Origin of the sequence: Marinobacterium aestuariivivens (assembly GCF_042661465.1) — a bacterium.
Classification (GTDB): domain Bacteria; phylum Pseudomonadota; class Gammaproteobacteria; order Pseudomonadales; family Balneatricaceae; genus Marinobacterium_A; species Marinobacterium_A aestuariivivens.
Genome location: NZ_JBHSWE010000001.1, coordinates 5,252,535 through 5,273,023 on the forward strand (window position 1 = coordinate 5,252,535; position 20,489 = coordinate 5,273,023).

At 62.7% G+C, this 20,489-nt stretch carries 20 protein-coding genes and 2 pseudogenes; 10 read left to right on the top strand and 12 right to left on the bottom strand.

The features are described 5' to 3' along the window. Positions 1 to 14: 14 nt before the first annotated feature. From ACFQDL_RS27480 to ACFQDL_RS27490, 3 genes are all read left to right on the top strand, one after another. A complete protein-coding gene (locus ACFQDL_RS27480) occupies positions 15 to 509 on the top strand; it encodes an Lrp/AsnC family transcriptional regulator (protein WP_379911776.1) in 495 nt (164 codons plus the stop codon). A 222-nt stretch (positions 510 to 731) separates the two neighbouring features. Next, entirely contained in the window at positions 732 to 2,213 is a 1,482-nt protein-coding gene (locus tag ACFQDL_RS27485) for an NAD-dependent succinate-semialdehyde dehydrogenase (RefSeq protein ID WP_379911777.1), read from the top strand. A 30-nt stretch (positions 2,214 to 2,243) separates the two neighbouring features. Further along, a complete protein-coding gene (locus ACFQDL_RS27490) occupies positions 2,244 to 3,569 on the top strand; it encodes an NAD(P)/FAD-dependent oxidoreductase (RefSeq protein WP_379911778.1) in 1,326 nt (441 codons plus the stop codon). Positions 3,570 to 4,403: 834 nt separating this feature from the next. Here ACFQDL_RS27490 and ACFQDL_RS27495 read toward each other — a convergent pair. Then, positions 4,404 to 4,853: a MerR family transcriptional regulator gene (locus ACFQDL_RS27495; RefSeq protein ID WP_379911779.1), complete on the bottom strand. Its 450-nt coding sequence runs from the start codon at positions 4,851 to 4,853 to the stop codon at positions 4,404 to 4,406. A 108-nt stretch (positions 4,854 to 4,961) separates the two neighbouring features. On the opposite strand from ACFQDL_RS27495, the gene ACFQDL_RS27500 reads away from it, so the two are divergent. After that, the gene (locus ACFQDL_RS27500) at positions 4,962 to 6,857 is read left to right on the top strand and encodes a heavy metal translocating P-type ATPase (RefSeq protein WP_379911780.1); all 1,896 of its coding nucleotides are present in this window, start codon (positions 4,962 to 4,964) and stop codon (positions 6,855 to 6,857) included. Continuing rightward, positions 6,854 to 7,279: a hypothetical protein gene (locus tag ACFQDL_RS27505; protein ID WP_379911782.1), complete on the top strand. Its 426-nt coding sequence runs from the start codon at positions 6,854 to 6,856 to the stop codon at positions 7,277 to 7,279. Before ACFQDL_RS27500 ends, ACFQDL_RS27505 begins: the two co-directional genes overlap by 4 nt. Positions 7,280 to 7,467: 188 nt before the next feature. Here ACFQDL_RS27505 and cueR read toward each other — a convergent pair whose 3' ends face one another. Continuing rightward, positions 7,468 to 7,863, bottom strand: coding sequence for a Cu(I)-responsive transcriptional regulator (gene cueR / locus ACFQDL_RS27510; RefSeq protein WP_379911784.1), 396 nt, complete (start codon positions 7,861 to 7,863; stop codon positions 7,468 to 7,470). A 269-nt stretch (positions 7,864 to 8,132) separates the two neighbouring features. On the opposite strand from cueR, the gene ACFQDL_RS27515 reads away from it, so the two are divergent. After that, positions 8,133 to 8,330: a heavy-metal-associated domain-containing protein gene (locus ACFQDL_RS27515; RefSeq protein WP_379911786.1), complete on the top strand. Its 198-nt coding sequence runs from the start codon at positions 8,133 to 8,135 to the stop codon at positions 8,328 to 8,330. Between the two features lie 368 nt (positions 8,331 to 8,698). Here ACFQDL_RS27515 and ACFQDL_RS27520 read toward each other — a convergent pair whose 3' ends face one another. From ACFQDL_RS27520 to ACFQDL_RS27560, 9 genes and pseudogenes are all read right to left on the bottom strand, one after another. Further along, complete coding sequence (locus ACFQDL_RS27520) at positions 8,699 to 8,914, bottom strand: oligopeptide/dipeptide ABC transporter ATP-binding protein (protein WP_379911788.1); 216 nt, start codon at positions 8,912 to 8,914, stop codon at positions 8,699 to 8,701. Positions 8,915 to 8,949: 35 nt separating this feature from the next. Beyond that, a pseudogene (locus ACFQDL_RS27525) lies at positions 8,950 to 9,743 on the bottom strand (ATP-binding cassette domain-containing protein); the annotation flags it as partial. Beyond that, the gene (locus ACFQDL_RS27530) at positions 9,743 to 10,294 is read right to left on the bottom strand and encodes an oligopeptide/dipeptide ABC transporter ATP-binding protein (RefSeq protein ID WP_379913393.1); all 552 of its coding nucleotides are present in this window, start codon (positions 10,292 to 10,294) and stop codon (positions 9,743 to 9,745) included. The pseudogene ACFQDL_RS27525 and the gene ACFQDL_RS27530, both read right to left, overlap by 1 nt. After that, positions 10,295 to 10,824 (bottom strand): annotated as a pseudogene (locus ACFQDL_RS27535) (ATP-binding cassette domain-containing protein); the annotation flags it as partial. A gap of 63 nt (positions 10,825 to 10,887) precedes the next feature. Then, positions 10,888 to 11,616, bottom strand: coding sequence for a GntR family transcriptional regulator (locus ACFQDL_RS27540; RefSeq protein WP_379911790.1), 729 nt, complete (start codon positions 11,614 to 11,616; stop codon positions 10,888 to 10,890). 27 nt (positions 11,617 to 11,643) lie between these two features. Then, positions 11,644 to 12,369, bottom strand: coding sequence for an ABC transporter permease (locus tag ACFQDL_RS27545; RefSeq protein WP_379911792.1), 726 nt, complete (start codon positions 12,367 to 12,369; stop codon positions 11,644 to 11,646). A gap of 20 nt (positions 12,370 to 12,389) precedes the next feature. After that, positions 12,390 to 12,569, bottom strand: a complete 180-nt coding sequence (locus ACFQDL_RS27550) for a hypothetical protein (protein WP_379911794.1) — start codon at positions 12,567 to 12,569, stop codon at positions 12,390 to 12,392. Further along, a complete protein-coding gene (locus ACFQDL_RS27555; RefSeq protein ID WP_379911796.1) occupies positions 12,556 to 13,503 on the bottom strand; it encodes an ABC transporter permease in 948 nt (315 codons plus the stop codon). Before ACFQDL_RS27555 ends, ACFQDL_RS27550 begins: the two co-directional genes overlap by 14 nt. A 287-nt stretch (positions 13,504 to 13,790) precedes the next feature. Next, complete coding sequence (locus ACFQDL_RS27560; protein WP_379911798.1) at positions 13,791 to 15,332, bottom strand: ABC transporter substrate-binding protein; 1,542 nt, start codon at positions 15,330 to 15,332, stop codon at positions 13,791 to 13,793. A 370-nt stretch (positions 15,333 to 15,702) separates the two neighbouring features. Here ACFQDL_RS27560 and ACFQDL_RS33090 point away from each other — a divergent pair, with 370 nt between their 5' ends. From ACFQDL_RS33090 to ACFQDL_RS27570, 3 genes are all read left to right on the top strand, one after another. Continuing rightward, the gene (locus ACFQDL_RS33090) at positions 15,703 to 15,777 is read left to right on the top strand and encodes a hypothetical protein (RefSeq protein ID WP_465264020.1); all 75 of its coding nucleotides are present in this window, start codon (positions 15,703 to 15,705) and stop codon (positions 15,775 to 15,777) included. Next, complete coding sequence (locus ACFQDL_RS27565; protein ID WP_465263997.1) at positions 15,774 to 18,179, top strand: heavy metal translocating P-type ATPase; 2,406 nt, start codon at positions 15,774 to 15,776, stop codon at positions 18,177 to 18,179. The genes ACFQDL_RS33090 and ACFQDL_RS27565 overlap by 4 nt, the downstream gene beginning before the upstream one ends. Positions 18,180 to 18,240: 61 nt before the next feature. After that, on the top strand, positions 18,241 to 19,326 hold the full coding sequence (locus ACFQDL_RS27570; protein ID WP_379911800.1) for an NADH:ubiquinone reductase (Na(+)-transporting) subunit F: 1,086 nt from the start codon (positions 18,241 to 18,243) through the stop codon (positions 19,324 to 19,326). A 448-nt stretch (positions 19,327 to 19,774) separates the two neighbouring features. Here ACFQDL_RS27570 and ACFQDL_RS27575 read toward each other — a convergent pair whose 3' ends face one another. Next, on the bottom strand, positions 19,775 to 20,083 hold the full coding sequence (locus ACFQDL_RS27575) for a hypothetical protein (protein WP_379911802.1): 309 nt from the start codon (positions 20,081 to 20,083) through the stop codon (positions 19,775 to 19,777). Between ACFQDL_RS27575 and ACFQDL_RS27580 the strand changes: the two genes are divergently transcribed. Continuing rightward, the gene (locus tag ACFQDL_RS27580) at positions 20,072 to 20,467 is read left to right on the top strand and encodes a cupredoxin domain-containing protein (RefSeq protein WP_379911804.1); all 396 of its coding nucleotides are present in this window, start codon (positions 20,072 to 20,074) and stop codon (positions 20,465 to 20,467) included. The genes ACFQDL_RS27575 and ACFQDL_RS27580 overlap by 12 nt on opposite strands. Positions 20,468 to 20,489: the final 22 nt, after the last annotated feature.

Here is a 20,489-nt window from a genome sequence, read left to right on the forward strand (position 1 = left end):
TCCCGGAGCTTTCGATGAACGGCACCCCCAAACTGGACCGCATCGATATACGCATTCTGAGTCATCTGCAGCGTAACGGCAGAATATCGAACGTCGATCTGGCCGATGCCGTCGGCCTCTCCCCCAGTCCCTGTCTGACCCGTGTCAAACGCCTCGAAAAGGCCGGATACATTACCGATTACGGCGCCCACATCCAGCTCGAGAAGCTCGGCAGCATCCAGCGGGTCTTCACCCAGCTCACCCTGTCCGACCACAGGCTCGAGGACTTTTCCCGCTTCGAGGCCTACATCCGCAAGGTGGACGAAGTGCTCGAGTGTCACCTGGTGAGCGGCGGCTTCGATTATCAGCTGACCTTCCTGACCCGCAATGTCGTCCACTACCAGAGCGTCATGGAGGACCTGCTCGAGCAGCGCATCGGCATCGACAAGTATTTCAGCTACATCGTGATCAAGTCGCCCGTCGTTAAAAAATTCTATCCGATCGAAAAGTTGATCAGCGACCAGGATTGACCTCCCGGCACAGAGCGCTCCGCCCCCTACAGCACAAACTTCCGAGCACTGCCTCGAAAACGCCCGATTCTGCGATCGCGCACTGCCGATACGACAGCACCCGCCGGCCCCAAGTGCCTAATATAGGTACAACGCGACGGCATTGGCGACCGGGCTGAAACCGGTCACAGCCCGCTCCGCCACCGCGAATCGACCAACAACCGACATTACGAGGCAGCAGGCATGGCGCTCAATCTCGATCGTCCCGATCTTCTACGTACCGATAACTTCATTGGAGGGCAATGGCGTCACGGCATCGACGGCGCCGACTATCCCGTTTGCGATCCGGCGACCGGCGAAGCCATTGCAATGGTTGCCGACAGCACGGCGGCAGACGCCGAGGCCGCCACGTCCGCAGCACACCAGGCGTTCGCCAGTTGGCGTCAGCAGCCGGCCGCGGCGCGTGCACAGATTCTCAAACGCTGGCATGCCCTGATCCAGGCACATGTCGAGGACCTCGCCCGGCTGATTTCCCGCGAGCAGGGCAAGCCGCTCGCGGAAGCGCGCGGCGAGGTCGCCTACGGCGCCTCCTATGTCGACTGGTTCGCGGCGGAAGCGGTGCGCAGCTATGGCGATATCATCCCCGCGGCCGTACGCAGCAAGAAAATGCTGGTCACCAAGGAGCCGGTCGGGGTGGTGGCCGCGATCACGCCCTGGAACTTCCCGCTGGCGATGATCGCCCGCAAGATCGCCCCGGCACTTGCCGCCGGCTGTACCGTCGTCGCCAAGCCGGCCGAGGACACGCCCCTGACCGCCCTCGCCCTGGTCGCCCTGGCGGAGGAAGCCGGGCTGCCGGCCGGCGTACTGAACATCGTCACCTCGTCCCGCGAGCGGGTCTCCGAGGTCGTGGGCGCCTGGCTGAAGGATTCCCGGGTACGCAAGATCACCTTCACCGGCTCGACGGCGGTCGGCAAGCTGCTCGCCCGGGAGTCGGCGCCCACTCTCAAGCGCCTCTCGCTGGAGCTGGGCGGCAATGCGCCCTTCATCGTCTTCGAGGATGCCGATCTCGACGCGGCGGTCGAGGGCCTGATGGCCGCCAAGTTCCGCAACGGCGGCCAGACCTGCGTCAGCCCGAACCGCATTTACGTCCACGACGCCGTCTACGACGCCTTCGCCGATAAACTGGTGACCCGCGTTCAGTCGCTGCGCGTCGGTCCCGGCGATCGCGACGACAGCCAGATCGGCCCGATGATCAACGCCCGCGCCGTCGACAAGATCGAGCGCCACGTGCAGGACGCCCTGGCCCGCGGCGCCACCCTGCTGACCGGCGGCCGGCGCCTGAACGAAGGCGCCGCCAACGGGCCTAACTACTATGCCCCCACCGTGCTCGGCGACGCCAGTCACGAGATGGAGCTGGCGCAGGACGAGACCTTCGGGCCGGTGGTGCCGCTGTTCCGCTTCCAGAACGAAACGGAAGTGGTGGACGCCGCCAACGATACCCCCTACGGCCTGGCCGCCTATTTCTTCTCCCGCGACGTCGCCCGTATCTGGCGTCTCGCCGAGCAACTGCAGACCGGTATCGTCGGGATCAACGAGGGCGCGCTCGCCGCCGAAGCGGCCCCCTTCGGAGGCATCAAGGAATCCGGTTACGGCCGTGAAGGCTCGCGTTACGGCCTCGACGACTACATGGCGACCAAGTATCTGTGCCAGGGCAACCTGGCTTGAAACAATAGATAGTCAGGCCAGGAGAAGCGTATGCCGGCCCCGTTGTTGACAATTCCATCCACACCAGAGTTGCCGAAGAGCGCCGATGCAGTCGTCATCGGCGGCGGCATCATCGGTGTCTGCACCGCCTATTACCTGGCCCGCCAGGGCCTGAGCGTGGCCCTGCTCGAAAAGGGCCGCATCGGCGCCGAACAGTCCAGCCGCAACTGGGGCTGGTGCCGCCAGCAGAACCGTGACGCGCGAGAACTGCCACTGTCGACCAAGAGCCTCGCGCTCTGGGAGGAGATCACCGCCGACCTCGGCGAGGACCTCGGTTTTCGTCGCTGCGGGCTGCTCTACCTGTCGGATAACCAGGCCGAGCTGGACGGCTGGGCGAAATGGCGCGACTTCGCGATCACCCAAGGGGTCACGACCCACATGCTGAGCGGGGCCGAAGCGACCGATCGCGGCGCCGCGACCGGCAAGTCCTGGCGCGGAGGGGTGTTTTCGCCATCCGACGGTATCGCCGACCCGGCGCGGGCGGCGCCGCTGATCGCCAAGGGCGTGCTCAAGCATGGCGGTTCGCTGCATCAGTTCTGCGCGGCCCGCGGCCTCGAGACCGAGGCCGGCCATGTCTCGGGGGTGGTGACAGAAAAGGGTGTCATCAAGACCCGTCAGGTGGTGATGGCCGGCGGTGCCTGGGCCTCGTCCTTCTGCCGCCAGCTCGGGATCCGCTTTCCGCAGGCCTCGATCCGCTCGTCGATCCTGTCGGTCATGCCGGGGGCCCAGGGTCTGCCCGATGCGCTGCACACGACGGAGATCACCGTCACCCGACGCGGCGATGGCGGCTATACGCTGGCCACTTCGGGAAGGGCCAGCGTAGATCCGACGCCCCAGCAGCTGCGATTCGCGACGAAATTCCTGCCGATGTTCGCCAAACGCTGGCGCATACTCTCGCCCGGCGACCTGCAGGGCTGGCAATACGGTCACGAGACCGGCAGCAAGTGGGCGCTCGACCGGCCCACCCCGATGGAACGCGTCCGTATCCTCGACCCGCGCCCGTCGCAAGCGATCGTGAACGAAACCCTGGCCCGGGCACGACGGCTGCTTCCGGCACTCGGGGCTGTGCCGGTCCAGGCCAGCTGGGCGGGCTATATCGACAGCACCCCCGACGGCGTACCGGTCATCGACGAGGCGGCGAACCTGCCCGGCTTCCTGCTGGCCGCCGGCTTTTCGGGACACGGTTTCGGTATCGGGCCCGGCGCCGGGCGCCTGATCGCCGAACTGGTAACGGGCAAAACGCCCTTCGTCGATCATACCCAATACGGACTTGCCCGCCTGAACAAAGGCGCCTGGGGCAAGGTTTCCGAGTTCTGACGAACCTCCCTCGCTGTGTTGGCGGGAGCCCGGCTCCCGCCTTTTTTGGTTCATCGCAGATCAGCGGGACAACGGTGTCATTCGTAGGATGGGTGGAACGACGCCTGGGCACAGGATATCCGTTCCTGACGCCCTCAAGGCGTTGTGTAACTCATCTTGGGCGCAGGACCGCGTCATTGCTGATGGGTTACGCCACAACAAAAGCGCTGCGTACCGACAGCACCGTGCCATTGCGACTCCACCCCATCCTACAGTTTCGCCCCGGGCTTTCACTCTAATCCGCGAAGGGCATTTCGGGGCGCTCCAATTGATGGTCCGTGGGCTGTGGGGTTACGGTCATTACTTTGAGCTTCCTGGACCCTTCGAACCTGTGCCAGGTATTGGCCGGTACCACACACAGCTCCGATTCCGTGAGATGGACAGGTTCCTCCCTGTCTCCAACCAGCAGCACCAGGGTCGTGCTCCCCCCAGGACCATGACGATCTCGTCCCCATTGGAATGTCGCTCCCAGTCACTTCCTCCGGAGTAGTACCCCACGAAAATAGCGCCATCTCTATATTTTGATACTTCCGCGAACGCCTTCCCTATTTCTCCGCTATGCGCCACCTCCGGCGTCCGATTGGGCAGATAGGTGACGCCCGCAAGAAGGTCAGCTATTGATTTCTTCACCGTGACTCCTTCAGCTGAGATTAACGAACGCAGGCATCAAGTATGGAGGCGCGATAGCGCCTAAATACCGTGCACGCCTTTGTTGGACTAATTAATCTTTGTGCAGAATGTCATGTCTTCGGAACGCTGATCAAGCATCGAGAATCCCGACCTTTCGGCCAGTCATCAGCTTTTGTCGCTCATGTCAGGTGACTGCATTTTGGGATGATCTTGCAGACACTGCGAATGATCGCTCAGAACCTCGATGACGCGGCATTCGGAAATGCGCCCGCTATGGCATTGCCTCAGCATGCGCTGCAATTCCTGCTGCAGCGATTGCAGTTGCCTTATCCTGCGTTCGACCGCCACCAGCTGGGCACGGGCGATCTCGTCGGCCGCATCGCAGGGCTGGTCCGGATGGTCCGCAAGGCTGAGCAGGTCGCGGATGCCATCGAGCGAAAACCCCAGCGCGCGGGCGTGATGGATAAAGGCCAGCCGCTCGACCATCGACGGAGGATAGAGCCGCTGATTGCCTTCGCTGCGCGCCGGTTCCGGCAGCAGGCCGATCTTCTCGTAGTAGCGGACGGTCGGTACCTTGACGCCCGTGTGCCGGGCAAGCTGTCCGATTGAAATCATGAAAAAGCCCTTGAACCTCTAGTCACTATAGATATTAGGATGACCTGGACAATCGTGACAAGGGCGCGCCGAAGGGGCCGCCACCTTTGACTTGGAGGGGGACATCGAATGAATGACATCGAAACGAACTCTACTGCCGAACTCTGCTGGAACGTCGCCGGCATGGACTGTGGCGGCTGTGCGGCCAAGATTCGCAGTGCTCTCGAGCGCCTGCCGGGTGTCAGCGAGGTCAGAGTGTCGGTCATGTCGGAAAGCTTGAGCCTGCACCTGGAGGAATCCGGCACCTCACGGAGCGGTATCGAAGCCACGGTCAAAAAGCTGGGGTACGACCTGACCCCGGCCGCGGCCGGTCAGGCCCAGCCCGCCGCGGCGTGCCAGGCGCAAGCCTGCTGCTCCGCGGCTTCGCATCCGACGCCGGAATCGATGGAGCCGTCCGCCGCACCCAAGCACGGCCATGCCTCCGCCGCGGTCGAGCAGCGCTGGTACCGGACGGCGAAGGGGCGCTTCGTCCTGGGCACCGGATTGCTGCTGGCGCTGGCCTGGGCGACGAAGCTGACCATAGCCGACGCCACCGCCTTCTGGGCTTTCTCGCTGGCCACTCTGATCGGCGTCGCGCCGATCGCCCGACGCGCCTTCGCCGCCCTGCGGGCCGGCATGCCCTTCACCATCGAGATGCTGATGACCATAGCCGCCAGCGGCGCCCTGCTGATCGGCGCGGCGGAAGAGGCCTCGCTGGTCGTGTTCCTCTTTGCCGTCGGCGAGGTGCTGGAGGGTTTCGCGGCCAATCGCGCGCGCGCCGGGATACGGGCACTGGGCGCATTGGTGCCGAAAACCGCGCGGCTGGAGACCGATGGCGGCATCGTCATGGTGGATGCCGAACGCCTGGAAGTGGGCCAGGTGGTGCAGGTCAGACCGGGCGACCGCATTCCGGCCGACGGCGACATCATCGAAGGCACCTCGGGTATCGACGAAAGCCCGGTCACCGGCGAATCGGTGCCCGTGACCAAGACACCGGGGGACGCGGTTTTCGCCGCCTCGATCAATACCGAGGGCACGCTGCGGGTAGTCGTCACCCGGCCAGCCGCCGACAACACCATCGCCCGCATCATCCGCCTGGTCGAGGAAGCGGAAGCCAGCCGGGCGCCGACCGAAAGGTTCATCGATCGTTTCAGCCGCTACTACATGCCCGCGATCGTCGGCGTTGCAATCCTGGTCGCGCTGCTGCCGCCGCTTCTTTATGGCCAGCCCTGGGACACCTGGATCTACCGCGCCCTGGCCCTGCTGCTGATCGGCTGCCCCTGTGCGCTGGTGATCTCGGTCCCGGCCTCCATCGCCTCGGCGTTGTACGCCGGTACCCGGCGTGGCCTGCTGATGAAGGGAGGCGCCGTCATCGAAACGGCCGCCAAAACCCGTTACGTCGCCTTCGACAAGACCGGAACCCTGACGCGGGGGCGTCCCGCGGTAACCGACGTCGTCGGCCTCGCCGCCGGGGACAGGGAGGTGCTGCGCCTGGCCGCGGCTGTCGAGGCGGGCTCCAGCCATCCCCTGGCGGAGGCGCTGCTCGCGCATGTCGAATCGAAGGCCATTCCCGTTCCGGCCGCGACCGGCGCCCGGGCGCTGGCGGGCCTGGGCATGGAGGCCGAAGTCGAGGGCGACCTTGTCCGCGTGGGTTCGCCGCGCTTCGCGACCCGGCAGGACGCGATGAATCCAGAGGCCGAGTCCGCGATCGCCGCGCTGGAAAACGACGGCAAAACGGTGGTGGTGGTCTTCCGCCGGGAAACGCCGCTTGGACTCATCGCCCTGCGGGACGAACCGCGACCGGATGCCGCCGCCGCGATCGCCGGACTCAAGTCGCTCGGCATTCAACCGCTGATGCTGACCGGCGACAATCCGCGCACGGCCGCGGCCATCGCGGACCAGTTGGGGCTGGATTACCGCGCCGGCCTGATGCCGGACGACAAGGTCGCGGCGGTGCGGGAACTGGCGGCCAGGGGCCGGTCATGATGGTCGGCGACGGCATCAACGACGCCCCCGCGCTGGCGTCGGCGCACGTCGGTATCGCCATGGGCTCAGGTACCGATGTGGCGCTGGAAACGGCGGACGGTGCGCTGCTGCGCAATTACGTCGGAGATGTAGCCGGCAAGATCCGGCTGGCCCGCGCCACCATGCGCAATATCCGTCAGAACGTGGCGCTGGCCCTTGGTCTCAAGGCCGTTTTCCTGCTGACAACGGTACTCGGGTTCACCGGGCTTTGGATCGCCGTGCTCGCCGATACCGGGGCCACCGTCCTGGTCACCCTGAATGCGCTTCGGCTGCTGTGCTTCAACCCGGCCGAACCACCGCAGCCGATGCCACGTCGGGCCGGCGCGAATGCATCCAGCCCCAGCTTGCAGCCCGGCACGCAGTTCATGACCGGCGGAGAATGAAACCGCCGGGAACTCCGGTGCCGTGCACGACTGAGGAACACTGCACTAGACCGGCGCCACCGCCTCTGCGGTACCGGCGGTTGCGCCGTTCAGGCGCGCCGCCCGACCATATCGGCCCTGACGATCCTGTCACCAGTGCGATTGCCCTGGTACAAGGGTCCCGGCCAAGTGCCCACCCCCTGCTCCGCTCAGATATCCTCTGCACCCAGGCCACCCAGAATCGGGCAGTCGGGCCGCTGGTCGCCCTGGCAGCGATCTGCCAGGCACAGCAAGGTCTGCCGCATGCTGTTGAGCTGGTCGATCTTGGTCTCGAGTATTTCGATATGTGTCTGGGCAACCGCCTTCACGTCCGAGCTGGCGCGATTGCGGTCCTGCCACAGAGTGAGCAGACTACCCATCTGTTCCACCGTAAACCCAAGGCTTCGTGCACGGGCGATAAAGCGCAGCCTTTTGATATCCATTTCGCTAAAGTGCCTGTACCCCGAGTCGGTGCGGTTGACCTGGGGAATGAGGCCGACACTTTCGTAATAACGAATCATCTTGCCCGAGATGCCGGACGCCTTGGCCGCCTGTCCGATGTTCATCTGATACCTCCTACTTGAAACGCCCTAAGATGTGGGAATGCTTCAGCCCCACTCGTTAAACCATTCCTGCTCGAGACATGCCCTTTCTTTCTGCCTTTATCACCCGAGTGCGCCTGTTCTGGCCAGTGCCGGCGCGTCAGCGACTACCCCGCTATACCCCTTCCCCGCCTGCACAACTCCCAGGCTACACCTGACACGAAACCGACGCTTGACATTCCAACACTAGGAAGCTTTACGCTGGGTTTTCCTAACCACTACGGAGAAAGATCATGCTGACATTCAATGTACCCAAAATGACCTGTGGACACTGCAGCTCGACCGTCACCACTGCGATCAAGACCCTGGATGCAGATGCCAAGGTTGAAATCGATCTCAAAAATCAGCAAGTGACGATCGAGAGCACTGCCGATGCAGCAAGCATTGCTGCCATCCTCGAAGAAGCCGGTTATGCCAATACCCTAGTGTAGCGGCGACTGCAGCGCCGGAAGCTGCGCTCAGCGGCTTCCGGCCCTCAGCCCTCCCTGATTGTTCCCTCGAAACCCGCCCAAGTGCGCGCACGCCGAGCATCACCCGGCGCCGGCGCAACTCACAGCGCCGGCAAAGGCTCCCGATGACGTCACCGACGCCCGGTAAGTTCAAAGTCCGAACGTTTCCGTGCGCCCCGTAAGCCCGGCACCGCACCGTTGTACCGCCTCTTTTCTGCATGCCGCATTGCCGGTACGACCGGCCCGTTCTGAAAAATAGATCAGGGCGCCGGCGACTTGCCGCCCGGTGCCCTGCAAAGTTTCAGCCTGTGGGCGGGCAGCATCAGTACCCGCAAGAACGAAACGTTACTCTATTCGCTTATTCTGAGTATGCCAGGCGGCGCCTCCCTGCCTTCCGCTTCGGCAACTGCGTGGTATGGACAGCGAACCAGGTGCGTATCGTCGATCGCAATCAGCTCGGGGAGCGCCCGTGCACACTCGGCCCTGGCAATGGGACAGCGTGGATGGAAGCTGCAACCCGGCGGCGGGGCGAGCGGGCTCGGCGGTTCCCCCGCGTCATGGCGCAACCCTCCAGACCCATCTCCTCAAGCATGGATGCATTAATCAGCGAGCGGGTATAGGGATGTCGCGGATTCTCGAACAGCTCCTTGCTGTCGGCAACTTCCACGATGCGACCCAGATACATCACGGCGACCCGTTCGCACAGGTAATGAACCACGCGCAGGTCGTGGGAAATCACCACCAGGGTAAGGTTGTAGCGTTTCTGCAACGACGCCAGGAGATTCAATATCTGGGCGCGCATGGAGGAGTCCAGGGCAGACGTCGGCTCGTCGCATACCAGCACCTGCGGATCGAGCAGGAGTGCGCGTGCGATCACGACCCGCTGCAACTGACCGCCCGAGCATTGACCGGGATAGCGGTTGACGAAGCTCGAATCCAGGCCCACGTCGTTCAAGGCGCGGATGATCCGCTGCAATCTCTCAGGCCTGGTCCCCAGTCGATTCTGGGCCAGTGGAGCATCGAGGCTTCGTCCCAGCGTCATTCGCGGATCCATGGCGCTGAACGGGTCCTGGAATACCAGCTGGACGGTGCGTCTGAGGTGGTTGCGCGCCTCCCCTTGGCCGAAGAGACGTCAATACCGTCGATATCGATATGTCCCGATGTCAGCGACGACATGCCGAGAATCAGCCGGGCCAGCGTGCTCTTGCCGCAGCCCGATTCGCCCACCAGGCCCAACGACTCGCCCGGTGCAACGGAGAGGCTGATACCGTCCACGGACCGCACCCGCCGACGCCGGCCCAGCAGACCACCGCGCAACTGATAATGTTTGACAGCGTCCTTAATCTGAAGAATAGCGGACGCGGAGTGGGACGCGGATCGTGCTTTAACATCCATCACGACTTATCCTCCGTAGCAGAATGACAGATCCTGATGGCCTGGGCCTGCATATCGTCGGGGGCACCAATCCAGCACCGTGCGCAGCAGTTGGGACCATCATGCTCAACCACCGGTGGCGCAACCCGCGAGCAGATTTCGGGGTGTCCCCACTTTTCGCTCACCTGGCAGCGCGAACGGAATCGGCACCCTGGAACCTTGGACAACAGCTCCGGCGGATTGCCGGCAATCGCATACAGATGACCGGAATCATCCTCTTCCAGCAGTGCGCAGTGGACCAGCGACTGGGTGTAGGGGTGCTTGGGACTGTGCAGGACCTCCTCGGTCGTCCCCTGTTCCACGATCTCGCCCGAGTACATCACGGCGACACGGTCTGCGATGGCCGAGACAACGCCAAGATCGTGCGTAATCAACAAAATGGAAAGGCCGGTCTCACGGCGCTTGCGATCCAGGAGCTGCAGAATCTGTGCCTGAACGGTAACGTCCAGTGCAGTAGTGGGTTCATCGGCGATAAGGAGGTCGGGGTCGCCACTCAGCGCTGCGGCGATCATCACGCGCTGCGCCATCCCCCGGACAACTGATGCGGATAGCTCTTCATCCGCTCTTCGGGTTCCGGAATGCCCACATCGCGGAATAACTGCACGACCCGTTCGTGTTCCTCTGCCGCCGTCAACCTTTTGTGTACGTGCAACGCCTCGCCGGCCTGGGCACCCACGGTGCACGTCGGGTCCAGCATCACGTGTGGCTGCTGGAACAGCATGGCGATCTTGGACCCGCGAAACTTGTTGAAGCGGCTCTCGGGCAGGCCCAGTACCTCTTCACCGCCAAGCCGTACCGAGCCATCGAGTATCGAGATACCGGAAGGCATCAGGCGCATCAGGCTGCGAGCGGTCATACTCTTGCCGGACCCGGACTCGCCTACGAGGGCCAGAACCTCGCCCCGCCGAATCGTCAAGTTCAAGTCGCTGATGATGGCTCCGACGCCGGGAACGCCTACCGTGAGATGTTCGACTTCGAGAACCGGTTGCGCACAGACCTCCGGATGAAACGGATGCTGCGTTTTTATTGTATTTGCAAGCATTGGACCCCCTGATCGTTCAGGTACTTATGATAAGCCTTGGCCAACGGCTTCGGATTTACCGATTTAGCCCCGGCGACGACCCGTGGCAGCTCTGCTCACGGACTTTTGTGGACGTTCGTTTTCCCAGGCATCGACAATGGTTTCCACCGGATCCTGGAGATGATGGTTCATGGTCTGCAAGAGTTGCTGCTCGTCACCGCTCGCAATCAGCTCCGCGATCTCCTCATGCTGCTCGACCAGTCCCTCACGGCCGCGATAGATCCCGAGCAGTTGGTTGAGACAGAGTCCCGCTTCGGCCGTGAGGGTGTCGAACAGTCGCGACAATCTCTTGCTGCCGGCGGCATTCACCAGCTCGGTGTGGAAGCGCATATCCAGACTGGCGACTTCGGCCCACTCCTCCCGCTCGGCGGCCAGCTTCATGGACTTCGCGATCTGCATGAGCTCGACCGAAAGCGCCTGTCGGCAATCGGAGCGGACGATTCGGCGCAGTGCGGCCTGCTCGACCGCATCGCGGGCGAAATAGATATCCTCGATGGCTTCTTCCGTGAGCTCCACCACAAACACTCCGCGGTGCGGTTTGCTGACGAGCAGTCCTTCCTGCAGCAGGCGCTGGATGGCTTCCCGGATCGGTCCGCGACTGACAGCGCAACTATCGGCGACCACCTGCTCATTCAACTGCGAACCAGGTGGATAGACGCCGGCGAGTATGGCATCGCGGATTTGCTGGGTGACTACGCTGGACATGGTCTCGCGAACGACAGGTTGCGGACCCCGGTTTAACTTGTTGTTCATTGCCTGCCTCTCCTTGAGCGGATCATTTCAGCTCTTAGTGTCATGCTGCCACTTCATTTTCCTGTCCATGTGAGCCTCGAGTCCTTGCCCGATCAGAGTAACACTCAAAGCCGTTACGAAGATCGCCAGACCGGGAATCAGCATCAGCAAAGGGGCACGATCCAGGTACGGAAGCGCCTCCGAAAGCATTGCAGCCCAGTCGGTGTCAGGCGGTTGAACGCCGAGCCCCAGGAAGGACAGGCTGCCCACCGTGATCAGTTTGTGACCGAAACGCAGAAAGGCTATCGTTGCCAGGGGCCTCAGGACGTTCGGAATCACATGGTGGATAATGATAAAGCTCCGTGAACAGTTGAGTATCTCAGCCGCCCTGATGTAGTCCTTGGCATTGATTTCCAATGCCAGCCCCCGCGCCAGGCGGGCGAAGGGTGTCCAGCCGGTAACGACGAGCGCTAGAATCAGCGTGCCGTAACCCGGCCCCAGAATGGCGACCAGAAACAGCGCCACGAGCACATCGGGAAACGAGATCAGCAGATCGACGGTGCGCATGATGAGTTCGTCGACGATACCGCCGACCCGGCCGCTGATCGTGCCCAGCAGCGTACCGACCACGGCCGACAGCACCAGGGTAATGGCCGCGATGGAAACCGAGAATTGGCCACCGTAGAGCAGCCGGCTGAACACATCCCGGCCCAGATGGTCGAGTCCCAGCCAATGTTCCGCACTGGGGCCGGCGAAACGACCTGACAGTGACATGACCGAAGGGTCGTGTGGCGCTATCCAGGGGTGAGCAGCAACAGGACGATCACGGTGCCGAACACGCCGCTGGCAAGTAAAAGCACAGGGTTGTAAGTGGCAAGACGGGCCACAAAGGCCCCGAGCATCCGCATCCCGGCCGTCCTCGAGCGCTTGCCCGGTACCTTACCCAGAGTTATGGGGGTGTCAAGTTGCAGCATTGTCGATCCTCACTACTGGATTGAGAGCGGTGTAGGCCAGGTCCGTCAGGGTATTGATCAGGACGGCGCAGGTCACAATGGCCACCAGCCCCGCCTGAAGCACCGGTATGTCGCCATTGATGATCGCCGAGTACAGCAGCCGCCCCATGCCGGGCACCGCGAAGATGACCTCTATGACGACCGCACCGCCCAGCAGGCCCGCCATCCAGCAAGCGAACAGCGTGATCACCGGCAAGAGTGCATTACGCAGGCCGTGTGCGATCAGCGTACGCCGAACGCCCAGACCGCGACTGTACGCCGCTACGATGTGGGGCGAGTTGAGCACGTCGATCATCGACGCCCGCATGACCTGCGTGAAGTAGCCCATGGGGCGCAGGGACAGTGCCAGGGCCGGCAGGATCACCGACTCCGGCCCACGCCAGCCTGCTGAGGGCAGCCACCCCAGATAGAGGGCAAAAACCAGAATGCTCATGGGGGCAAGCCAGTACTCGGGCACTGCCACGAAGGCCTGATTGAGCGACTTGACGACGGAATCGAATCTGCCGCCCTGTCGCAGGGCCGCAATGCTGCCGCAGGGTACGGCTACCGCGAAAGCGAACCCCAAAGCGGTCAGCGTCAGCACGATGGACACCTTGAGAGCCGCCCAGATTTGCGCCATGACCGGTTCACGACTCATGTACGAGCTGCCAAAATCGCCGGTCACGGCCTTACTCAGCCAGTCCAGGTACTGAACCAGCAAGGGCCTGTGCATGCCCAGTTCGATGCGCAAGGATTCGATGGCGGCCGCCTCGAGATCCAGACGACCGAAGCGTGCCCGGGCAATTGCCCGTACCGGATCCGTATCGCCCAGATAAGGAATCAGGAAAACCAGAAACGATATAATCAGTACAGCCAGCACAAGCAGCGCGAGTCGGCGCAGTATGAATATCGACATGCCGTCAACCCTCCCAGTGTCCGAGTAAGCCGGTATCCGGCACGGCCGGAACCAGGCAGCGTGAAGAAACCAGAAATCTCACCAGCACCACCTCCCCGCGACACGCCGTCGCGGCCTTTCACCGGGATTCGCGACCGACGGCTGTTGGAGGCCAGACGTCGAAGGCTGACGTGGGCCGTACTGCGGCCGAAAGCTGATAGTGTTCATCGGGGTCTCCGCTTATTGTTTTTATGGGTTTCGGGACATGCCGGCAGGCCATGCCCGCCGGCATGTCCCATCGGGAGCCGCTAGGGTGCGTTGATCTTCAGGTCCTTGTGAAAGGCCGTGCGCTCATACGCATGCACCTGGTAGTTCTCCACCTGGTTGGATACCGCCTCGCTGATGGTTTCGTGGATCAGGAACACATTCACCGCCTCCTCCTGCAGGCGTGCGGCAATATCCCGATAGATGGCATTGCGATCCTCGGCCTTCGCCATACTTCTCGCAGCGCTCAACTGGGCATCGACTTCCGGGTCACAGTAGCCGGCCATGTTGTAGCTGCCGCCACAACCGTAGTCCGCTTCCAGCGCACCGATCGGATCGGCGATATCGGTGAGGTAGCCTCTCGACATCAAGAGCATGTCGAAATCGCCGGCGAGCAGCTGCGGTTCAATGGCTCCCCATTCCGAGACCCGAATGTTGACTTTCATGCCCAACTGCTGGAGCTGGAACTGTATGACCGCGGCAAGATCTGCCAGTACCGGTCGCTCCTCATAAGCCAGCAATTCGAACGTCAGCTCGCTCGCCGGTACCCCCGACTCCTCCAGCAACTGACGTGCCCGCTTCAGGTCCTGGGGCATTACCGATGCATTCTCCGGTGCCCAGAGGGTGTTCGGCGAGAATTGCCCCACCGCCGGTTTCACCGAGCCTTCGTAGACCGCCTCGGCGATGCCCGTCACGTCGATGGCACTCTGGATCGCCTGGCGCACCTTCATGTTATTCAGCGGTGCTGTCCGATTGTTGAGATAGAGGGTGGTCGTTCGCGGCGCCTCGATGGTCTTCACCTGCAGCGTCTTCGAGCGCCCCATCTTTTCCAGCGCCGACGCCGGTATCTGACGAGCGATATGAATCTCCCCGGTTTCCACCATCACGGAACGCACCTTCCCGTCGGGGATGTAGCGTACCTCCGCTTCGGCCAGTTGCACCTCGCCGCCCCAATAATTCTCGTTACGCTTGAGCTCGAGCCCCTGACGGGGAATCTCGCGAACGATCTCGAACGGCCCGGTGCAGTGTCCGACCGGGTCGATGCGGCCATTGGCGAACGCCGCCGGTGCGAGAATGCCGGTTTCAGCGCTGGCCAGTCGGTTGGGCACGAAGACGTCCGGTGTCTTGGTGACGACACGTACGGTGCGTTCACCCGCCGGTTCCACGGACTCGATCACACTGGAATTGAATGGTCGCGGCGGTGAAGGCAGGGTCAGCAGCCGGTTGAGCGCAGCGCTGACCACTTGCGGCGTCAGCGCGGTGCCGTCGTGAAATGACACCCCTTCGCGCAACTGGAACTCCCACACCGTCGGTGATACCTGCGCCCAGGATTCCGCCAGCGCCGGCTTTATCGAGGCGTCGTAGTCCATGTACGCGAGCGACTCCAGGCAGCCGGCGCGCGACAGCACGTAGGAATCGACAGTCTCCGGCGCCCACCCCGAGGCCGGGGTGTACAGCTCGCCGAAAACGACCTTTCCGCCGGAGGCGGCCGAAGCCGAAGCGGCCACAGGGCCGATCATGGCAGCCACCACCACGCCTTTGACCAGGCAGGGAATCCCTGCAAGACAGTTTCGAATACTTACCACAGGTTAATCCTCTTGCTTCGGCCTATCGATAACTCGAAAACCACGAACTTACCGAGCAGGCCTTGGTTGCTTATGGTTATTTTTGAACCAAGCGAGTTTCAAACATCAGTGGCCACGAAATGTTCGTAAACAGTATTTTGTAGACAATATACAATTGTCAAGAGAAAAATCATCGCATGGAAATCGCCTCGCTGTTAAAACCGCCCGCCTCTTGACTTTCCCACCATGGGAAGGTCTAGCGTGATCCAGACACTCACTTCGGAACACCAGAGGAGCTTGGATTGTGGCAACCGACAACTTCACCAAGATTGGCTCGAGAATGGGGTCCATCCGGGACACCGGCGACACTTTTTCGTTGGGAATCGAGGGCATGAGCTGCGCCTCCTGCGTAGGTCGGGTCGAGAAGGCGATTCACAAGGTGCCAGGGTTACGGATGTCTCCGTGAACCTGGCCACCCAGCGTGCACGGGTGGTATTCGCGTCCGGTAAAACCGATATCGCTGGGGTTGCCCAGGTGGTGGGGGCCGCCGGCTACCCGGCAGCTACCGAAACTCTGGAGCTGGCCGTCAAAGGCATGACCTGCGCCTCCTGCGTGAGCCGCGTGGAACGCAAGCTCGCCGGCGTAGCCGGCGTGCTCGATGCCAGCGTCAACCTCGCCACGGCGACGGCAACGCTGAAAGTGGTCGTCGGGGCCGTGACCCCGCTACACCTGATCGAGGCCGTGCAGGCCGCGGGGTACGATGCCGAAGCCGCCAGTGACGCACCGGATCGCAGCGACCGCGAACGGGAGGCCCGCGAGCGGGAAATCGGCGAGCTGAAGCGTTCGGTCCTGACAGCCGGCATTTTCACCCTGCCGCTGTTCGTGCTGGAGATGGGTTCGCACCTCATCCCCGCGCTTCACCACTGGCTGCAGATGAACGTGGGCCAGCAGAACCTGTTCTACCTGTTCTTCGTCCTGGCGTCGGTGGTGCAGTTCGGTCCCGGCCTGCGCTTCTACCAGAAGGGCTGGCCGGCACTGCTGCGCGGCGGCCCGGACATGAACTCGCTGGTGATGCTGGGGACCTCTGCCGCCTGGGGCTATTCGGTGGTGTCCACCTTCCTCCCCCGGGTGCTGCCGGCCGGCACGGTGAACGTGTACTTCGAAGCCTCGGCCGTGATCATCACGCTGATTCTCGCCGGTCGCTATTTCGAGGCCATCGCCAAGGGCCGGACCAGCGAGGCCATCAAGGCGCTGATGAAACTCCAGGCCAAAACCGCCCGCGTCGTCCGTGACGGCCAGGAAATGGAGATCGCCATTAACGAGGTGCGCCAAGGGGACAACGTGCTGGTGCGGCCGGGCGAGAAGATCCCGGTGGACGGCCAGGTCATCGACGGCAGTTCCTTCGTGGACGAGTCCATGATCACCGGCGAGCCGGTGCCGGTGCGCAAGGAAACCGGCGCGGACGTGGTGGGCGGTACCATCAACAAGGTAGGCAGCTTCACTTTCCGGGCCACCAAGATCGGCGCCGACACCCTGCTCGCCCAGATCGTACGCATGGTGGAGCAGGCCCAGGGCTCCAAGCTGCCCATCCAGGCCCTGGTCGACAAGGTCACCAACTACTTCGTGCCGGGGGTGATTAGCGCGGCTCTCGTCACCGTGGGCATCTGGCTGATCTTCGGACCGGCCCCCGCCCTGACGTTCGCCCTGGTCAACGGCGTGGCCGTTCTGATCATTGCCTGCCCCTGCGCCATGGGCCTGGCCACCCCCACCTCCATCATGGTGGGTACCGGCAAGGCCGCGAAGATGGGCGTACTGTTCCGCAAGGGCGAAGCCCTGCAGTCGCTGCGGGACGCCAAGGTGATCGCGCTCGACAAGACCGGCACCCTGACCAAGGGCCGCCCCGAACTCACCGATCTGGTGGTGGCCGGTGACTTCGACGAAGTCGAAACGCTCAGGCTGGTGGCGTCGGTGGAACGCCAGTCGGAACATCCCATAGCTGAAGCCATCGTCAACGCGGCCAAGGCGCGCGGACTCGAGCCTGTCGCGGTGCAAAGTTTCCAGGCCGAGCCCGGCTTCGGTGTTGCGGCGCAGGTAAACGAACACCGCGTGGAAATCGGTGCCGACCGCTACATGCGCAAGCTCGGCCTGAACGTGGAGATGTTTTCGACCACCGCGAACCGGCTTGCCGACGAGGGCAAGAGCCCGCTCTATGCCGCCATCGACGGCCGACTGGCGGCGATCATCGCCGTTGCCGACCCGGTCAAGGAGTCGACGCCTGCCGCCATCCGCGCGCTTCATGCCGAGGGGCTGCAGGTGGCCATGATCACCGGCGACAACCGGCGCACCGCCGAAGCCATCGCCCGCCATCTCGGGATCGACAAGGTGGTCGCCGAAGTGCTGCCCGACGGCAAGGTGGACGCGGTGAAAAGCCTGCAGGGCGAAGGCGGTCTGGTAGCCTTCGTGGGCGACGGCATCAACGATGCGCCGGCGCTGGCCCAGGCGGACGTGGGCATCGCCATCGGCACCGGCACCGACATCGCCATCGAGTCCGCCGAGGTGGTGCTGATGTCCGGGGACCTGCGCAACGTTCCCAACGCCATCGCGCTATCCCGGGCCACCATCCGCAACATCAAACAGAACCTGTTCTGGGCCTTCGCCTACAACACCGTTCTGATCCCTGTAGCGGCCGGCATGCTGTTTCCCGCCTTCGGGATTCTGCTCTCGCCGATCTTCGCGGCCGTGGCGATGGCCGCCTCGAGCATCTGCGTGCTCAGCAATGCACTGCGTCTCAAGGGCTTTCGGCCGCCGATCGCGATCGAAGCGGACGGTTCCGCCCCGCCGGCCTGCCCGGTCTCCCAAGTCGCCTGATTACTGGCAACGGAACTCGCACCCATTTGGCAGCTCCATGAACAACCCGAGGAAAACAGCAATGAAACACAGCGTGCAAATAAAAACAGCAGGCACGACCGTCACGGTGGAACAGGGAGATACCGTTCTCGATGCGGCCATCGCGGCAGGCGTCGCCTACCCCCACAGTTGCCGTACCGGCCGTTGCGGCGCCTGCAAGTCGCGTCTGGTGGAGGGTGAAGTCGAGATGCGCCCCCATACGCGCTTTTCGCTTACCGAGGAAGAACGCGACGCCGGCCTGGTGCTTGCCTGCTGCGCAATGCCACGCAGCGACTGCACCATCGCCTGGCTCGGCGAAGACGAAGAAGTCGCCACCCACCCGCTGCAGCAGCTGCACTGCGTCGTAGCCGAACTGGACGACGTCACTCATGACATCAAGCGTGTCCGTCTTCGCGTAGAAGGTGGCGGATCCTTTGCCTTTTCCGCTGGCCAATATGCCCGGGTGACCTTCCCTGGCTGCCCACCGCGGGAATATTCCATGGCAAACCGGCCGGATGAAGCCGTCATCGAGTTCCATGTGCGGCATGTACCGGGAGGGATCACCAGTGCCCGTGTAGCCCGGGAGCTGGCGGTGGGAGACGCGGTGCTGGTTGAAGGGCCATATGGCGCGTCGCATCTGCGCGAACGCCACAGCGGCCCCATCCTGCTGGTCGCCGGCGGTTCCGGCCTGGCGCCGGTCAAGTCGATCCTGGAAACGGCATTGGCCGCTGGCATGCGTCAGCCTATTCACCTCTATTTCGGGGCCCGGGATGAGCGCGACATCTACCTCGAAGCACACTTCCGGGCATTGGCCGAGCGCTACGGCAACCTGAGCTTCAACATCGTGCTCTCGGCCCCCACCGGTCCTACCCGGCGCAGCACCGGTGCGGTGACCGAAGTCGTGGCGAACGACTGGGACAGGGCGAATGGCTGCCGGGCCTACCTGGCCGGTCCCCCGCCCATGGTGGAAGCGGCGACCGAACTGCTGCAGCTTCGAGGTGTGCCAGGGGATAACATCCACGCGGACGCCTTCTACACAGCGGCCGATCGCGACTCGGCGGCGGTCACGCTGAATGAACGGGATACCCGTAGCACGGAAGGCAAAGCTTGTTCCTGCTGCCACACTTAATCCTTGGGACGCCGCAAGGAAGGGTGTCGCCGAACACTACGACCTGGGGACCGGGTGCCTCTAACAAACCGGGCACTCCGGCTCCCAGGACGGGCAGCGGTTTACCGCACAATTTTCTGGTGGCGGTTCGCCACTCTGATCCATCGTCCGCCGGACTCAGGTAGTGACCGCTGACGTACAACAGCACCCTTCTCTGGTCTTCCTTCTATATATAGAAGGTTGGCAGGTAATATCGCCGACCTGATCGTGATCAAGGTTTCTCAACTGGGCGATTCCGATCCTGAAGGTTCCAGCTCGATATCCGCTTTCCGCAGGCTTCGATTCGTTTCTCAACCCCGCTCATGCCCGGGGGCCAAAAGGAATGCCCGCTGCGCCTCATACGACAGAGCTACAGGACGCGTCCCACAGCGCTCACGTCCGCCCACCGCACAAGATTTACTGAATCAACTCACACGACAACTGACTTGAAAAATGCTGCCAACTTGACACGGCGGGATAATCCAACCTGACAAAGAAGTAAACTCCACGTCAGCTTGGCGACAGGTAGCAGCCAGTACACTAGACACTCAACTTTGGTAATCGGAGAATTCACCATGACGTTCATCAAGCACCTCGTTGCAGTGCTCTGTTTGTCGGCGGCCACCCCTCCGTTCTTGCAAGCGAAACCCATGGCAACGGCCAGCATGGCACCGAAGCGAATATCGGCCAGCCAGGCTCCGCTGCCGAGGTCTCCCGCACCGTCGAAGTGACCCTGCATGACAACTACTACGATCTGGACACCATCAGCGTGGAGGGCGGCGAGACCGTTCGCTTCGTACTGAAAAACGAAGGCGCGCTGCTGCACGAATTCAATATCGGCACCTCCAAGATGCATGAAGGGCATCAAGCGGAAATGGTCAAGATGATGGAGCACGGCATGATGACGCCCACTGGCATGAATCACGACATGGCCGGTATCGATCATGGTTCGATGCCTGGTATGGAAGGCATGAGTCACAACGACCCCAACAGCGTGTTGGTCGGACCCGGCGAAACCGGGGAGCTGATCTGGACCTTCTCTGGAGATGCCGAGCTACAGTATGCATGCAACATGCCAGGACATTACCAGGCGGGCATGGTCGGCGAGTTCAAACACGACTGATGTCTAACATTCAGTTAACAGG

Coding starts and splice junctions, on each gene's coding strand:
- ACFQDL_RS27480 (WP_379911776.1), top strand. CDS start 15: ATGAACGGCACCCCCAAACTGGACCGCATCGATATACGCATTCTGAGT.
- ACFQDL_RS27485 (WP_379911777.1), top strand. CDS start 732: ATGGCGCTCAATCTCGATCGTCCCGATCTTCTACGTACCGATAACTTC.
- ACFQDL_RS27490 (WP_379911778.1), top strand. CDS start 2,244: ATGCCGGCCCCGTTGTTGACAATTCCATCCACACCAGAGTTGCCGAAG.
- ACFQDL_RS27495 (WP_379911779.1), bottom strand. CDS start 4,853: ATGATTTCAATCGGACAGCTTGCCCGGCACACGGGCGTCAAGGTACCG.
- ACFQDL_RS27500 (WP_379911780.1), top strand. CDS start 4,962: ATGAATGACATCGAAACGAACTCTACTGCCGAACTCTGCTGGAACGTC.
- ACFQDL_RS27505 (WP_379911782.1), top strand. CDS start 6,854: ATGATGGTCGGCGACGGCATCAACGACGCCCCCGCGCTGGCGTCGGCG.
- cueR (WP_379911784.1), bottom strand. CDS start 7,863: ATGAACATCGGACAGGCGGCCAAGGCGTCCGGCATCTCGGGCAAGATG.
- ACFQDL_RS27515 (WP_379911786.1), top strand. CDS start 8,133: ATGCTGACATTCAATGTACCCAAAATGACCTGTGGACACTGCAGCTCG.
- ACFQDL_RS27530 (WP_379913393.1), bottom strand. CDS start 10,294: ATGATCGCCGCAGCGCTGAGTGGCGACCCCGACCTCCTTATCGCCGAT.
- ACFQDL_RS27540 (WP_379911790.1), bottom strand. CDS start 11,616: ATGAACAACAAGTTAAACCGGGGTCCGCAACCTGTCGTTCGCGAGACC.
- ACFQDL_RS27545 (WP_379911792.1), bottom strand. CDS start 12,369: ATGTCACTGTCAGGTCGTTTCGCCGGCCCCAGTGCGGAACATTGGCTG.
- ACFQDL_RS27550 (WP_379911794.1), bottom strand. CDS start 12,569: ATGCTGCAACTTGACACCCCCATAACTCTGGGTAAGGTACCGGGCAAG.
- ACFQDL_RS27555 (WP_379911796.1), bottom strand. CDS start 13,503: ATGTCGATATTCATACTGCGCCGACTCGCGCTGCTTGTGCTGGCTGTA.
- ACFQDL_RS27570 (WP_379911800.1), top strand. CDS start 18,241: ATGAAACACAGCGTGCAAATAAAAACAGCAGGCACGACCGTCACGGTG.
- ACFQDL_RS27575 (WP_379911802.1), bottom strand. CDS start 20,083: ATGCAGGGTCACTTCGACGGTGCGGGAGACCTCGGCAGCGGAGCCTGG.